Annotated in this window: 10 protein-coding genes; 8 read left to right on the top strand and 2 right to left on the bottom strand. The window is 55.3% G+C overall.

Features of this window, described 5'->3' with window-relative positions; all coding sequences use genetic code 11:
- Positions 1-17: 17 nt before the first annotated feature.
- Complete coding sequence (locus J7413_RS17015) at positions 18-1,025, top strand: Ldh family oxidoreductase (protein ID WP_209100369.1); 1,008 nt, start codon at positions 18-20, stop codon at positions 1,023-1,025.
- A gap of 39 nt (positions 1,026-1,064) precedes the next feature.
- Here the strand turns inward: J7413_RS17015 and J7413_RS17010 are convergent, their stop codons facing one another.
- Entirely contained in the window at positions 1,065-1,976 is a 912-nt protein-coding gene (locus J7413_RS17010) for a LysR substrate-binding domain-containing protein (protein ID WP_209100367.1), read from the bottom strand.
- A gap of 95 nt (positions 1,977-2,071) precedes the next feature.
- Between J7413_RS17010 and J7413_RS17005 the strand changes: the two genes are divergently transcribed.
- The 5 genes from J7413_RS17005 to J7413_RS16985 all read left to right on the top strand — a co-directional run bounded on the left by J7413_RS17005 (position 2,072) and on the right by J7413_RS16985 (position 10,149).
- The gene (locus J7413_RS17005; protein ID WP_209100365.1) at positions 2,072-3,592 is read left to right on the top strand and encodes a trimethylamine methyltransferase family protein; all 1,521 of its coding nucleotides are present in this window, start codon (positions 2,072-2,074) and stop codon (positions 3,590-3,592) included.
- Positions 3,579-4,754 (top strand): mandelate racemase/muconate lactonizing enzyme family protein, encoded by a 1,176-nt coding sequence (locus J7413_RS17000; RefSeq protein WP_209100363.1) that lies wholly within the window; start codon positions 3,579-3,581, stop codon positions 4,752-4,754. The genes J7413_RS17005 and J7413_RS17000 overlap by 14 nt, the downstream gene beginning before the upstream one ends.
- Before the next feature lie 9 nt (positions 4,755-4,763).
- Positions 4,764-7,232 carry an FAD-dependent oxidoreductase gene (locus J7413_RS16995; protein ID WP_209100361.1) on the top strand — a complete coding sequence of 823 codons (2,469 nt, stop codon included), beginning with the start codon at positions 4,764-4,766 and terminating at the stop codon, positions 7,230-7,232.
- Positions 7,233-7,250: 18 nt separating this feature from the next.
- The gene (locus J7413_RS16990; protein WP_209100359.1) at positions 7,251-8,243 is read left to right on the top strand and encodes a GlxA family transcriptional regulator; all 993 of its coding nucleotides are present in this window, start codon (positions 7,251-7,253) and stop codon (positions 8,241-8,243) included.
- Between the two features lie 79 nt (positions 8,244-8,322).
- The gene (locus J7413_RS16985) at positions 8,323-10,149 is read left to right on the top strand and encodes a BCCT family transporter (protein WP_209100356.1); all 1,827 of its coding nucleotides are present in this window, start codon (positions 8,323-8,325) and stop codon (positions 10,147-10,149) included.
- Between the two features lie 103 nt (positions 10,150-10,252).
- On the opposite strand, the gene J7413_RS16980 is transcribed toward J7413_RS16985, so the two are convergent.
- Entirely contained in the window at positions 10,253-11,032 is a 780-nt protein-coding gene (locus tag J7413_RS16980) for a FadR/GntR family transcriptional regulator (RefSeq protein WP_209100354.1), read from the bottom strand.
- 210 nt (positions 11,033-11,242) lie between these two features.
- Here J7413_RS16980 and J7413_RS16975 point away from each other — a divergent pair, with 210 nt between their 5' ends.
- Entirely contained in the window at positions 11,243-12,295 is a 1,053-nt protein-coding gene (locus tag J7413_RS16975; protein ID WP_209100352.1) for a TRAP transporter substrate-binding protein, read from the top strand.
- A gap of 139 nt (positions 12,296-12,434) precedes the next feature.
- Entirely contained in the window at positions 12,435-14,498 is a 2,064-nt protein-coding gene (locus J7413_RS16970; RefSeq protein ID WP_209100350.1) for a TRAP transporter large permease subunit, read from the top strand.
- The last annotated feature ends 9 nt before the right edge of the window (positions 14,499-14,507 follow it).

Here is a 14,507-nt window from a genome sequence, read left to right as displayed (position 1 = left end):
AAGATTGGGAACCCACGATGACTGCAACCGAAACTCTCTCTCTTGCCGAGATTGAAGCACTTGCCTTTGACGCTTTGGTGAAAGCTGGCACCTCCGAAGAAAACGCGCGCCCACTGGCTGTCGCCACAGCGATGACAGAGGCGGATGGCGTGGCCTCTCACGGTTTGGCCTATATTCCAATCTACGCTCAGCATGTGGATTGCGGAAAAGTCGATGGGAAAGCCAAGCCCATTGTGACCCAGCCACGTCCCGCAGTTGTCGCGGTGGACGCGGCAACGGGGTTTGCCCATTCAGCGATTGATCTCGGCTTTGAAAAGCTGATCCCTTTGGCCAAAGAGCAGGGCGTGGCTGTGCTTGCAGTGAACAACTCTTACAACTGCGGTGTGCTCGGCGTGCACACACAGCGTTTGGCACAAGCCGGGCTTCTGGGCATTGGCTTCACCAACGCGCCTGCCTCCATTGCACCTTCAGGCGGCGCCAAACCCGTTGTTGGCACAAACCCGTTTTCCATCGCCGCGCCGGATGCTGACGGAAATGCAGCGTTGTTGATTGACCAATCCGCCAGCACCATTGCCAAGAGCGAAGTGATGAAACACGCGCGCGAAGGCAAACCCGTGCCGGAAGGGTGGGTTCTGGATGCGGATGGACAGCCCACAACCGATCCAGAGGCCGGCCTTAAAGGCTCCATGGTCCCCTCCGGCGGCTACAAAGGTGTCGGCATCGCGCTGACCGTTGAATTGATGGCGGCAGCGATGACTGGTGCGACGCTCGGTTCCGTGGCCAGCCCCTTCTCTGGGACCGCAGGTGGGCCTCCTAAGACCGGTCAGTTCTTCATCGCGGTCGATCCATCTGCCACGTCAGGCGGTGCTTTTCAGGAGAAGCTCGCTGATTTGATCGCGTCGTTCCATGAGCAAGACGGTGCGCGTCTTCCCGGTGATGGGCGCAGAAAGTGCCGTGAAGTCGCGGCAACCGAAGGCGTCGCGGTCAACGCTGCGTTGTTGGAAAAAGTGCGCGCACTTCTGTAACGAAAAAACTGGGGGCCGCGAAACACGCGGCTCCCGGACCTAAGGGGTATTGGTCGTATTGTCCAAAACCCAATCGCGGACCTTTTTGGCGTCTTCTGTGAGTGGGGTCTTTTTCGACCATACAAGATAGAACCCGTTTCCGGTTTTCCACTGCCATTCAAACCGTGCGGCCAGAACGCCCTGTGCCACAAGACGATCAGTCAGATGTTTCCAGCCAAATGCAAAGCCTTCTCCGGCCATGGCGGCTTGCAGGACAAGGGCATAGTCATTTAGCCGAAGTCCGGTGTTTGGCACGCCTGATTTGACCGAGAAGTTTTTGAACCAATCGCTCCAGCTCGGTCTTTGACGAATGGGCTCCTCCAGGTGGATCAGTCGCTGATTGAGCAGGTCGAAAATGTCTTCTAGCTGACCTGCGGCTTCCATAATGCGCGGTGCAGCAACCGGGTAAATCACTTCGTCTGCGATCAACTCTCTTTCGTATTCTGGCCAGTTCCCATCGCCTAAGCGGACAGCGAGGCTGATATTTTCTGCATCAATGTCTGGTTCGCGATCACTTGATTGTAAACGCAAGTCAATTTCCGGGTGTTGCGCCTGAAACTCAGCCAACCTTGGCATGATCCAGTAGTTGTTAAATGCGGTCGAGGCACTGAGGGTGACATATTTGGCCTGCTTAAGCTGCTGAATCGACGCCACAGAATGGGCAAGCTGGCTAAAAGCCCGGGTTACATCCGCCATAAGCCGCTCGCCCGCAGTGGTTAGAATCACTTTGCGGTGCTGGCGAATGAACAGAGCCGTGCCGAGCCCTTCTTCGAGGTGACGTATCGCGACACTCACCGCCGGTTGTTGGACATTCAGCTCCTGCGCTGCGTGCGTGAAGGATTGGAGACGCGCAGCCGCTTCAAAGACCACGAGGTGGCGCGGTGACCCGAGTTGTTTCCAGAGTTCTTGCATAAATTCTGTTTATGCCAACCATATATTTTTTCAAGCGTCACAGCCGCTTTTTCACAGGTTAATATTCTGAGTTGAAGAATATGGGGAGCAGGCCAATGGCACGTCGCGCAAGAGCGTCTAGGCAACGTAACACGCAAGGGGGAGGCGCGATTGCCAGCCCTTTTATTCGCCGTAAACTCAAGCATTTCGACATCTTGGATGAAGAGGACCTCGTCAAGATTGAGGCCCAGGTTGACTGGATCATTCAAGAGGTCGGAATTGCGTTCCGAGACGACCCTGAAGCGTTGGCGTTGTGGAAGAAAGAGGGCGCGCGCGTTGAAGATGATTTGGTGCGCGCCGATGCGAGTTGGATTCGTGCGCTCTGTGCCAAGGCGCCAAGTGAGTTTACCCAAGTAGCCCGCAATCCGGAGCGGTCTGTTACCATTGGCGGGACCAATCAGGTTTTTGCACCGGTTTACGGCTCTCCCTTCGTGCGCGATCTGGAGCGCGGTCGCCGTTACGGTGATATGGCTTCCTTCGAAGAGCTGGTGAAGCTGACGTATATGCACCCCAATCTGCATCACGGTGGTTTTGTGACCTGTGAGCCGACCGATGTGCCTGTTTCAAAGCGCCACTTTGACATGCTCATGGCGCACATCACATTGAGTGACAAACCACATCTAGGGGCGATCACAGAAATGAGCCGTGCGCAGGACAGCATGGACATGATGGATATCGTTTTCGGGCGCGATTTTGTCGATGACAACTGCGTTATTATGGCAAATGTGAACACCAACTCACCTTTGTTGGTGGATCGCGTGGTGACTGAATCTGTGCGGGTCTATTCCGCGCGGGGGCAGGGGGTCATTACGGTGCCGTTCATTTTGACAGGGGCGATGGGGCCTGTGTCGACTGCGGCGGCCGTGGCGCAAGCGATGGCAGAGGCGATGATGGTCTGCGCATATGTTCAGCTGATCCGCCCAGGCGCGCCGTTCGTTATGGGGAACTTCTTGTCCTCCATGTCACTAAAAACCGGGGCCCCCACGTTTGGCATGCCTGAGCCTGTGGTCTCGAACTACGCAATCGGGCAGTTGGCGCGCCGTATCGGGTTGCCGTTGCGCTGTGGCGGGTCGTTGACGGCATCCAAGATCGAGGATGCTCAAGCGGCCTATGAAAGCGCGGATTCAATGCATTCAACCATGCTGGCAGGTGCAAATTTTGTGCTGCACTCCGCTGGTTGGCTCGAAGGCGGATTGGTAACCGGATACGAAAAGCTGGTGATGGATGCGGATCGTCTCGGATCCTATCAAAAGGTTCTGAGCCAAGGTTTGGACACCAGCGACGAGAGTTTTGCGCGCGATGCCTATGGCGAAGTAGAGGCAGGCGGGCACTTCCTTGGGTCGGCCCACACGATGCGTCATTATCAGAACGCGTTCTACGAAGCCCAGCTTTCAGACAGCGAAAACGTTGAAAACTGGGAGGAGCGCGGCTCACTTGATATGCGCGCGCGTGCCTGCGCCCGCTGGAAGCAGATGTTGGCTGAATACAAACAGCCAGACATAGACGTCGCGAAGCTTGAAGAGCTTCAGACCTATGTTGCCAAGCGCAAAGAGGAACTGCCTGATGCCTGGTATTAAAATAACAGGGCTGAAGGCGACGCCGGTCAATATTCCGCTTGAAAAGCCGATGTGGTGGACCGGCGGATACTATCCGGGCACGTCAAAAACCATCATCGAAGTCGAGACGGATCAAGGCTTGGTTGGCCTTGGTGAAGCACCCTCGATCGATGTGGTGCGCACGATTGAGGCCATGGGCGAACGGCTGATCGGCGCAGACCCGTTGGATATTGCCGGCTGCGAAAGTCTATGCGTGCCGCCCTGGCAGATCGTACAAAACACAGACGACAGCTCTGTGGTGAAAGCATTTGGTGCGATTGAGATCGCGCTCTGGGATCTGCGCGGTAAGGTTGCCAATGAGCCCCTGTATCGCCTCCTTGGGGGCGCGGTGCGTAACGAGATCCCTTTCACCGAGTATTTTGGCTATCGTGTCGGGGGCGAAATGGCCCCTCAGGAGGTGGCGGACTACTGCGCGACGATGGCGGAGGAACATGGCTCAACCATGTTCGAAGGTAAGCTGATCCTCGGCGATCCCGAGCTGGAAATCGACACGGTCAAAGCGCTGCGTGACACGCTGGGCCGCAAGGCCATGATCCGTCTGGACAGCAATATGCAGTATTCGCTGCCAACAGCGATGCGTCTGTTCCGTGAAATCGAGCCCTATAATATACGCAACTACGAAGATCCGGTGGCCACCTTTGAAGAGATGGCAGAGCTGCGCCGTCACTTTACCATTCCGATCTCCACCCATGTGCCAGACATCCGCAAGGCGATTGCCGTAGGCGGACCAGATTACATCGTGACAAATTTCGCGGTTTTGGGCGGTATTGCGCGTGCGGTGCGCTTTATCGGGGCCTGTGAAGCGATGGGCGTTGGTTTCTGGTGCTATTCCGGCGATGCGGGCATCGCAACCGCTGGCTATCTGCATATGTCCGCAGCCATGCCCTGGATCTCTGAGCCATCACAATCGCTGTTCCGCTGGCAGATCGGTGATGTCATCGAAGGCGGCCCGTTCCGCCAGAAAAATGATGTGATCGCCGTCCCCGAAGGCCCCGGTCTGGGCGTGACGCTTGATAGAGACGCGCTCAACCACTGGCACAACCATCTGGTCGAAAACGGACCACTTGACCATTTTTATGACCCTGCAATGCCCGGCAAATTCCGCCGGTTGCCCCTGAACTGAGGAAAGATCATGCCTGAGATTCAAAAAGAAGAAAGCACTGGCGGCAAGCAGCTGCCCTCCCACGCCAAAGTGGTTGTGATCGGTGGCGGCGTTGTCGGCTGCTCGATCCTGTTTCACCTGGCTAAATTCGGCTGGAAAGACGCCGTCCTGCTGGAGCGTGACGAGCTGACCTCCGGCTCAAGCTGGCACGCGGCGGGACAGATCCACACGATCTCCTCAGACCCGAATATCTCGCGTCTGCAGTCTTATACCATCGACCTCTATAAAGAGATCGAAGAGACCTCTGGCCATTCGGTGGGCATGCACATCACCGGCGGCTTTTATCTGGCCTCGACCCCGGAATGGTATGACTATCTCAAGCGCGAGCGTTCCAAAGCGCGCTATATGGGCCTGCATCAGGAATTCATCAGCCCCAAAGAAGTGGCCGAGCGTCACCCGCTGATTGACCCGAAACACTATCATGCCGCCCTGTGGGACGAACAGGATGGCGATGTCGATCCATCTGGCGCCACCTATGCCTTCGCAAAATCCGCCCGTCACCATGGCGCGCAGTATTTCACCCATTGCGGCGTGACCGCCATGAGCCAGCGCCCGGATGGCAGCTGGGATCTGACCACCCCCAAAGGTAAAATCAACGCAGAGCACGTTGTGAACTGTGGCGGCCTCTGGGCGCGGGAAGTTGGCCATATGTCTGGTATTCACCTGCCTGTGCAGCCAATGGAGCACCACTACCTGATCACCGAAGCAATCCCAGAGATTGCCGGGCGCATGGACAGCATGGGCGAAGCTGGCCGTTTGCCTGCGGGCATCGACTATGAGGCAAACATCTACTTCCGTCAGGAACGTCAGGGGATGCTGCTGGGCACTTACGAGCCAAAATCTACACCCTGGAAGATCGAAGGCACGCCTTGGGACTTTGGCCACGAGCTCTTGCAACCGGATCTGGACCGCATCGCCGACCGTCTGGAAATGTCCTTTGAACGCATCCCAGCCATCGGCAACGCTGGTATCAAGGATATGATCAACGGCCCATTCACCTTTGGTCCGGATGGCAACCCGATGATCGGCCCAGTTCCGGGTATGAAGAACTACTGGTGTGCGGTTGGTGTCATGGCAGGCTTCTGTCAGGGCGGCGGCGTTGGCCTGACGATGGCGGAATGGATGATTGACGGTGAGCCGTCCATCGACGTCTGGGCCATGGATGTGGCGCGCTTTGGCGAATTTGCCACACCAGACTGGGGTACCATCAAATCGGCGGAGAACTACGAGCGCCGTTTTGTGATGACCTTCCCCAATGAAACGCTGCCCAAAGGGCGCCTGCAAAAAACCACGGCGCTTTATGACCGGCTGGTGGCCAAGGGCGCGGTGATGGATCAAGGCTTTGGTCTTGAAAACGCTTTGTGGTTTGCGGACGGTGCTGACGATGCGCATGAAGAGCCAACGTTTGAGCGCAACCGCTCGTTTGACTATGTCGCACGCGAAGTGAAAGCCGTTCAGGAGGCTGTGGGCGGCATTGAGATCGCAAACTTTGCGAAGCATGAGTTCAAGGGCGCAGGCGCGCGCGATTATCTGAACAAAACCCTCGCAGGCTATGTGCCAAAACCGGGCCGTCTGACACTGACGCCGATGCTTACGGAAAAGGGCCGTCTTTATGGCGATCTGACCGTGGCCTGTCTGGCAGAAGATCACTTCATGCTGTTTGGATCTGGCAGCATGCAGGAGGCGCATCGCCGCTGGTTTGAGAGGGACCTGCCGGATGATGTGAACTATGAGAACGTCTCTGACGATTGGCACGGCGTGGCTCTTTCCGGGCCGAAGTCACGTGAACTGCTGGCGCGCATCACCCGTGATGATGTGTCTGCGGAGACGTTTAAATTCCGCGACCTGCGCCAGACCTTTGTTGGCGGTGTTCCAGTTATCCTGAACCGAATTTCCTTCTCTGGTGAACTGGGCTTTGAGATCTACTGTAAGCCACAGTACCTGCTGCGCCTTGCGCAATCGATTGAGGATGCGGGCGCGGATCTGAGCTATCGCTGGTATGGCGCACGCGCATTGATGAGCCTGCGCTTGGAAAAAGGTTGGGGAGTCTGGACCACAGATTTCCGTCCAGACTTCAATGCGGTTGAAAGCGGCATGGATGCTTTCATCAACTGGAAGAAGGATTTTGTCGGCAAAGATGCCACGCTTAAATTCCGTGAGGAAGGCGTCAAACAGAAGCTTGTGACGATGACAATCGAGGTTGATGGCATCGATGTCTCCAACGATGAGGCGATCCTAAAAGACGGCGAGGCAGTCGGTTACGTCTCTTCCGGTGGGTATGGCCATCGCGTCGGTCAGTCTATGGCGATGGGCTATGTAGCGACGGCGCATGCTGCGCCAGGCACCAAACTCCAGGTGGAGATATTGGGCACAATGTATGATGCAGAGATCCTTGGCGCCCCAGCATATGACGCCAACGGTGCAAACATGCGTGCCTAAGAGAAGAGAGGGCTGAAAATGATGCGGGGTCCTGAAATCAGAGTCTCAAACTCAAACATCAAGCCAAGCGCGCGTGCCAAGTTCGTCTTCTTGATTTCACCAGGCTTCTCAGCCTTGGAACTTGGTGCAGGTGTAGACGCTCTGGCGACAGCAAACGCTGTCGCCGAGCACCCTGTGTTTGATTGGACCATCGTGAGCGAAACCGGTGGTCCGGTGACATCGTCTTCTGGCATCAAAGTAGAGGTTGAGGGAAGCTTGCCGCACACCAGCCGTGGCGATTGTATCGTCATCTGCGGCGCGGCGGGTGTTGCGCAAATTGTGTCCAACGAGCTCAAGTCCTGGCTGCGGCAGGCCCGAAGGTTTGGTGTTCAGCTCTGCGGCATCGGCGGCGGCGCAACGATCCTTGCCAGTGCTGGTCTTGCGACTGGGCAGAGGTTGAGCGCGCATTGGCAGCATCAGCCAGCGTTTGTGGAGCTGTTTCCGGAAATCGAATCTGTATGTTCGATCTATGAAACGGAACGTGGCATCACCACATGCGGCGGCGGGGCATCGACTATTGATCTCTTTGCGTCGATTATCAATCAGCAATGTGGTCAAGATACTGTCAGCAAAGTTGCAGACCACTTGCTTTATGCATCGGTTCGCGTGAAGGATGATCGTCAGACACAGACAGATCTGTGCCGTTTTGGAACGCGCCATGAAAAACTCGCGCGTGCGGTCACTCTGATGCAAGAAAGTTTAGAAGCGCCATTGTCGCCGAGTGTCGTTGCAGCCAACGCAGGCCTGTCAACGCGGCAGCTGGAGAGGCTGTTTCAAAAATACGTGGGTATGAGCCCCAAAACCTACATGACAAGCTTGAGATTGGAACGTGCCCGCACTTTGCTTCAGCAAACCGACATGCGTGTCCTAGACGTGGCCATTTCCTGCGGCTTTGCCTCTGCAAGTCACTTCTCCAAATGCTTTCGACAGCATTTCGGGATTTCACCGCATACGCAAAAGCGCGCGGGATAGTCGTAATTAGACGCGAAAGGAGTCGCTAAAAGGACAGGATCTATCGAAAAAAGGACAAAAACGACACGGGAGGAATAGTATGTCGATAAAAGAACCTTTTACGGACTTAGAGATAGAAACGGCTGATGCCGGTTTCTATGAAAATTACAGCGTGCCCATTGCCTTAATCAGTAAGGGCATCATGGTGGCGCTTGTGCTTTGGGCTCTGGTGTTTCCAGCCAATGCGACCGGCACGCTGGGGAGCTTGAACGGAAAGCTTCTTGAGAGCTTCAATAGCTTTTACGTTATCATTGTTGGCCTGTTTTTCTTTTTTCTTGCTGTGGTCGCGCTGTTGCCTTCCACTGGGAAGCGGATCATGGGTGCGCCGGGCGAAAAGCCTGAGTTTTCGAATTTCTCATGGTTTTCAATGATGTTTGGGGCAGGCCTCGGGGTAGGTCTGATGGTGTTTGCCACTGCTGAGCCTCTGGGACTTTGGGGATCGAACCCTGAAGTTGTGTCGGGGGCTGTGCCGGGCAATCAACCCGAGGCGGTTCAATCTGCTTACCGTTATACCTATCTGCACTATGGCTTCCATGCTTGGGCAATCTATGTGGTGACTGGGCTTAGCCTCGCGTATTATGCCTATACACGCGGTATGCCGCTGACCATTCGCTCCGCTCTGACCCCACTTTTTGGCCGTCTGATGAATGGCTTCTTGGGGCATCTTGTCGATGTGCTTGGTGTGGTTGCGACCATTCTTGGTGTGTCAGTGACCATCGGCTACGGCATCAGCCAGTTTGTTGATGGGATCTATGCGATCACCGGCATGACCTGGATCATGGATATGGGTGGTGAGGTTCCAACACCAAGCAAAGTTGGCTTGATTGCTGGGCTTGTGACCATCATGAGCTTGTCCATCCTGTCTGCGGTTTCTGGTGTGGGCCGTGGGGTGAAATACCTCTCCAACCTGAACCTGGTGCTGTCGATCATCTTGCTTGGCACATTTGTCGTATTTGGGTCCTTCGCTTTTGCAATGACCACCTATGGCACGGCGATGGTGGATTACATCCTCCACTTCCTGTCTCTGAGCTTTGGCGCATATAGCCCGCTGTCTGCGGAAGCTTTTGCCTCTTCCCTGCCTGCTGCGGCACAACCGCTTGCAGGGGATCTGATGGGAGGCGCAACCAATGCATGGGGCAGCTATGAGGGCTTTAAATCCGGTCTGACAGGCGCGGCGGCTGAGCTCGATGAAACCACGCTGACTGCGATTTACGCAGCGGGCGAGCAAGGTCGTCAGTTTGGCTGGCAGGCTGGCTGGACAACCTTCTATTGGGCTTGGTGGATTGCGTTCTCTCCTTTTGTGGGCCTGTTCTTGGCGCGCATTTCAAAGGGGCGCAGCGTGCGCGAGTTCATCCTGGGCTGTGTGTTCGCGCCGGCACTGGTGTGCTTTGCGTGGATGACCATTCTTGGTGGCACATCCATTGATCTGGAGCTCGCAGGTGTTGCGGATGGCGCAATCATCGGTGCATCCAACACCAACAAGCTGTTTGTCACCCTGTCTTACATGATCGACGGTGGTCTTCTGTCCATGTTGAACGTGATGTGCGTGGTGCTGGTGATGACCTTCCTCGTGACTTCGGCAGATTCAGGCATCTTGGTGATGAACACCATCATGTCCGGCGGTGCAGAAGAAACAGGTATCAAGCACCGTATCATCTGGGGCCTGATCCTGACGGCTGTTATTGGCGCGCTCATCTTGGCGGCTGGTGACAACAATCCGATGGACGCCCTGCGCGCGGCAATGATCATCGGCGCACTGCCATTTACAATGGTGATGGGCCTGATGTGCATTTCTCTGGGCAAGGCGCTGTATCGCGATGGCGTGCGTGACAACTACGATGGCGCAGCACAGCAAGCAGCTGAATAAATAGCGTAAAATAAACCAAGACGCCGCTCCTGTTCGGGGCGGCGTTTCTCGTTCGTGTCTCTTTTTTTGGCGGCAGGTTTACCCGACCTGTTGGGTATGGGTACTATTCTGAAACCAAACCTTCGCGCTTTTGTGAGACGCGTTCGTTGACAGATTGTTGTTCGCCAACACGAAACGACCGTTCGACAAAGTCTAAATGAGCCTTCGCCGCTGTTTCAGCGCTATCACCATCGCCGGCCAAAATGGCGTTCGCGATCTCGATGTGTTGTGCCAAGAGCTTCTCTCCGGTCCCATCTAGCGTGCGCAGATAGGCGCGATTGTAAAAAACACCCCGACGTGTCAGATCGTAAATTGAGGACATCATGTGGACCAGCATGGCGTTGTGACTGGCTTCAACAATCACCGAATGAAAACGCACATCGGCCTCTTGGCCCGCCTCCATGTCTCCGCATGCGTCGGCCTCTCGGATCGCGTCCAGATGACGTTTAATGCGATCGCGATCGGTTGCTGTCGCTCTCTCTGCGGCGAGTCTGGAGGCAAAGGCCTCCTGTGCGCGGCGGTACTCCAAGTAGTCAAAAAACGCCTTGCCATGACGCGCATATAGATCGATCAGCGCGGGTTGCATTGCTTGCCCGGTAAGCCGTGCCACAAACGTACCTTCCCCGTGCTGGACGGTTATGAGCCTGCGCGCCTCTAACTGTTTTAGAGCATCGCGCAATTTGGGGCGCGAGACATTCAGTTGCGCAGAAAGCTCCCGCTCAGACGGGAGCCGGTCTCCTTCCGCGAGAACCCCCTGAACGATGAGATCCTCAATTTGCTGAACGACCATGTCGGCGACAGGGGCAGATTCGATTCGGTCAAATATGGTTGCAAGTGTGCGCATCTGTGCCTCCTAGAGGTAAAATTAGAGTACCTCTTCATTCCAAAAGCGCAAGAAAAATCATCTATAATCTATTAGAAACAAGCGTTTAAATCTTCAGTGGTGCGGAGCAAATTGACACCTCTTTGGGGCATGAAGTACACCAACGACGAGAGGTAAATATATTTTACCACTTTTCGATCAAACGGATCGGTCTTGCATGAGGAGGAAAACATGAAATCCATCATCACCAGTCTTGCATTGGCTGCTGGCCTTGCGGCCACGCCTGCGCTCGCAAAAGATAAACTGCTTCTGAAGACGCCTGTCGCGTTCTCAACTGCGCTTCCTGGATTGGGAACGCCCATCCCACGTGTGGCTGATGCCGTACAAGCGATGTCCGGCGGCACTCTGAAGATGAAAGTCTACGAACCAGGCAAACTGGTGCCAGCCTTTGAAATCCTCGATGCGGTTTCTGCTGGCAAAATCAACTCTGGCTACACCACAGCTGGCTATTGGGCAGGCAAGATCCCCGCGGCACCGCTGTTCAGCGCTGTTCCCTTTGGCCCCGAAGCTGGCGAATACATGGCGTGGATGTACTACGGTGACGGCCTGTCCCTATATCAGCGCATGTATGACGAAGCGGGCTACAACGTGAAGGTTCTGCCTTGCGCCGTAATCGCCCCGGAAACATCTGGCTGGTTTGCCAAAGAGATCAACTCCCCAGAAGATCTCAAAGGTCTGAAGATGCGCTTCTTCGGTCTGGGCGGCAAAGTCATGGAAAAGCTTGGTGTTGCAACTTCGCTTCTGCCAGGTGGCGAAATCTTCCCTGCGCTTGAAAAAGGCGCGATTGACGCAACCGAATTCTCGATGCCAGCCATCGACCAGCGCCTCGGTTTCCACAAGGTTGTCAAATACAACTACTTCCCCGGCTGGCACCAGCAGGCGACCGTGTTTGAATTGCTGATCAACAAAGATGTGTGGAACTCAGCCTCTGAGCAGCACCAGTACATCCTGACCGAGGCCTGCAAGGCGTCTATGGCGGACAGCTTCGCCGAAGGTGAAGCCATGCAGTTTGATGCTCTGCAAAAGAACATCGAAGAGAATGGCGTGCAAATCCGCAAATGGTCCCCTGAGATGCTGACCGTCTTCAAAGACACTTGGGAAGAAGTTGCCGCCGAAGAAAGCGCCAACGATCCTTTCTTCAAGGAAGTCTATGAAAACATGACAACCTTCCGCAATCAGTACGACCTTTGGGAGCAGAACGCCTTCCTCCCGCGGATCAACTAACAGCACCCGTTAGCCCGCGAGAGATGCGCCGAGGACCTCCCAGTCTCGGCGCATCTTACTGACAGCCGAATTGAGATTTTGGGCAGGCAGATCGCGCCTGTCGCGGCCTACAGACACGCCGCAACCGGAGGAGTCCCCGATGACGATGCAAACCGACTATCGTGGTGATGTCGCAGAGACATTCGAAGAGATCATTGAACACCCAGACAAAGACACGCAGCCGATTGCGGTCTTTCTGGATACTCTGATTAAGAGTGTTGGCCATATTGTCATGCTGGCCAACCTGCTATTGATTGCGGCAATCGTGTCTCAGGTTGTGATGCGCTATGCGTTCAATCTGAACTTCCCCAAACTTGATGAGCTTCAGTGGCATTTTTACGGCTTGGTCACAATGTTTGGTGTGTCCTACGCGCTGGTGACAGACAGCCACGTGCGCGTTGATCTGTTTCACATGCAATTGTCACGCCGGGCCCAACGCATCATAGAAGTTCTGGGTATTCTCGTTCTACTGTCGCCCTTCGTCTATCTGATGATCGATCAGGGCTATGACTATTTTTATGAGAGTTTCCGCGTTGATGAAGGCTCTTCCAGTGCCACCGGTCTGCCAAACCTGTGGATCTTCAAGTCGGTCATCCCTCTCAGCTTCACGCTCCTTGGTTTGGCGGCGGTTGCCCGTCTGATCCACGATGTGCATGCGCTGATCCAAAACCCACCCGAAGAGCGGGAAGGCCGCTCGCTTCTGCTCGTGGCCTCGGTGTTTGTCATGACAATGGCCGTGGCCTGGGGCCTGCATTTCCTAGTGGAGACCACCGAGGAAATGATGGTCATGGGGATGTTCATGACTTTCATCGGCTTGTTGTTCACCGGCTTCCCCGTGGCTTGGACCCTTGCGGGCACAGGTATGATTTTTGGCTTCGCAGCCTATCTCTTTGACAATGACCTGATGCTCTGGACCGGGCTCGAAAGCACTTTCACGGGTCTCGACTATTTGACGCTGGGCGCGGTGGTTAACCGCGTCTATGCCACCATGTCCAACGCGGTTCTGGTGGCGCTGCCTATGTTTATCTTCATGGGGTTGATGCTGGATGAAAGCGGGGTTGCCGAACGTCTTATGACGGCCATGACACGCCTGTTTGGCACCGTGCGGGGCGGTTTGGCGATCACGGTTACCCTGATTGGCATCGTGCTCGCCGCATCAACCGGCATTGTCGGGGCATCGGTTGTGCTTTTGGGTGTTCTAAGCCTGCCAACGATGCTGCAGAACAAATACTCCAAGACGCTTGCCACCGGCACGATTGCAGCCTCTGGCACGCTGGGCATTCTGATCCCACCCTCCATTATGCTGGTGATTATGGCGGATCAGATGGCGCTGTCCGTAGGCGATCTGTTTATGGCAGCGATGGTACCCGGTGTTCTTCTTGGCACCTTGTATCTAGGCTATATCTTTATCGTGGCCCAGCTCAACCGCGCCGCAGCGCCGGTGCCGGAAGGGGCGAAAGCACCCGACTGGAGCGTCATCAAAGATGTGCTGGTCGCGGTGTTGCCGCCACTTGGGCTTATTCTGGCAGTCCTGGGCTCCATTTTTGCGGGCATAACCACCCCAACCGAAGCATCGGGTGTGGGCGCGATCGGGGCAACTTTGCTTGCCGTGATCTACCGCAAACTGACGTTTAAGAAGCTTTGGAACGTCTGTAAGGCAACCTTCAATTCAACCGCTTATATCTTCGCGATTTTCCTTGGGGCCACTGTGTTCTCCTTTGTGCTGCGCGAGCTGGGCGGGGACGAATTCATCGAACATCTGATCGGATCCACCGGACTGGGGCCAAATGGCACGATCCTCTTCATCCTGTTCATCTGTTTCCTTCTCGGCTTCTTCTTGGATTGGATTGAGATCACCTTGATCGTCCTGCCTTTGATGGGGCCGGTTGTCATGGCGCTGGATCTTGGCATTCCGGGGTTCGGTTTGGATGAACCTGCATTGATCTGGTTTGTGATCCTTGTGGCTGTGACACTGCAGACAAGTTTCCTGACCCCGCCTGTTGGTTTTTCCCTGTTTTATCTCAAAGGTGTTTGCCCGCCTGAGGTGAAGTTGACCGACATCTACAAAGGTGTGGTGCCTTTCGTGCTGTTGCAGCTACTGTGCCTTGGCTTGGTTTTCTTGTGGCCCGCTTTGGTCACGTGGCTGCCGTCCGTGGCCTATTGATAAAAAGGG

Origin of the sequence: Shimia sp. R10_1, assembly GCF_017744095.1 — a bacterium.
GTDB lineage: Bacteria > Pseudomonadota > Alphaproteobacteria > Rhodobacterales > Rhodobacteraceae > Shimia.
This window is presented reverse-complemented; position numbering and strand designations above follow the sequence as displayed.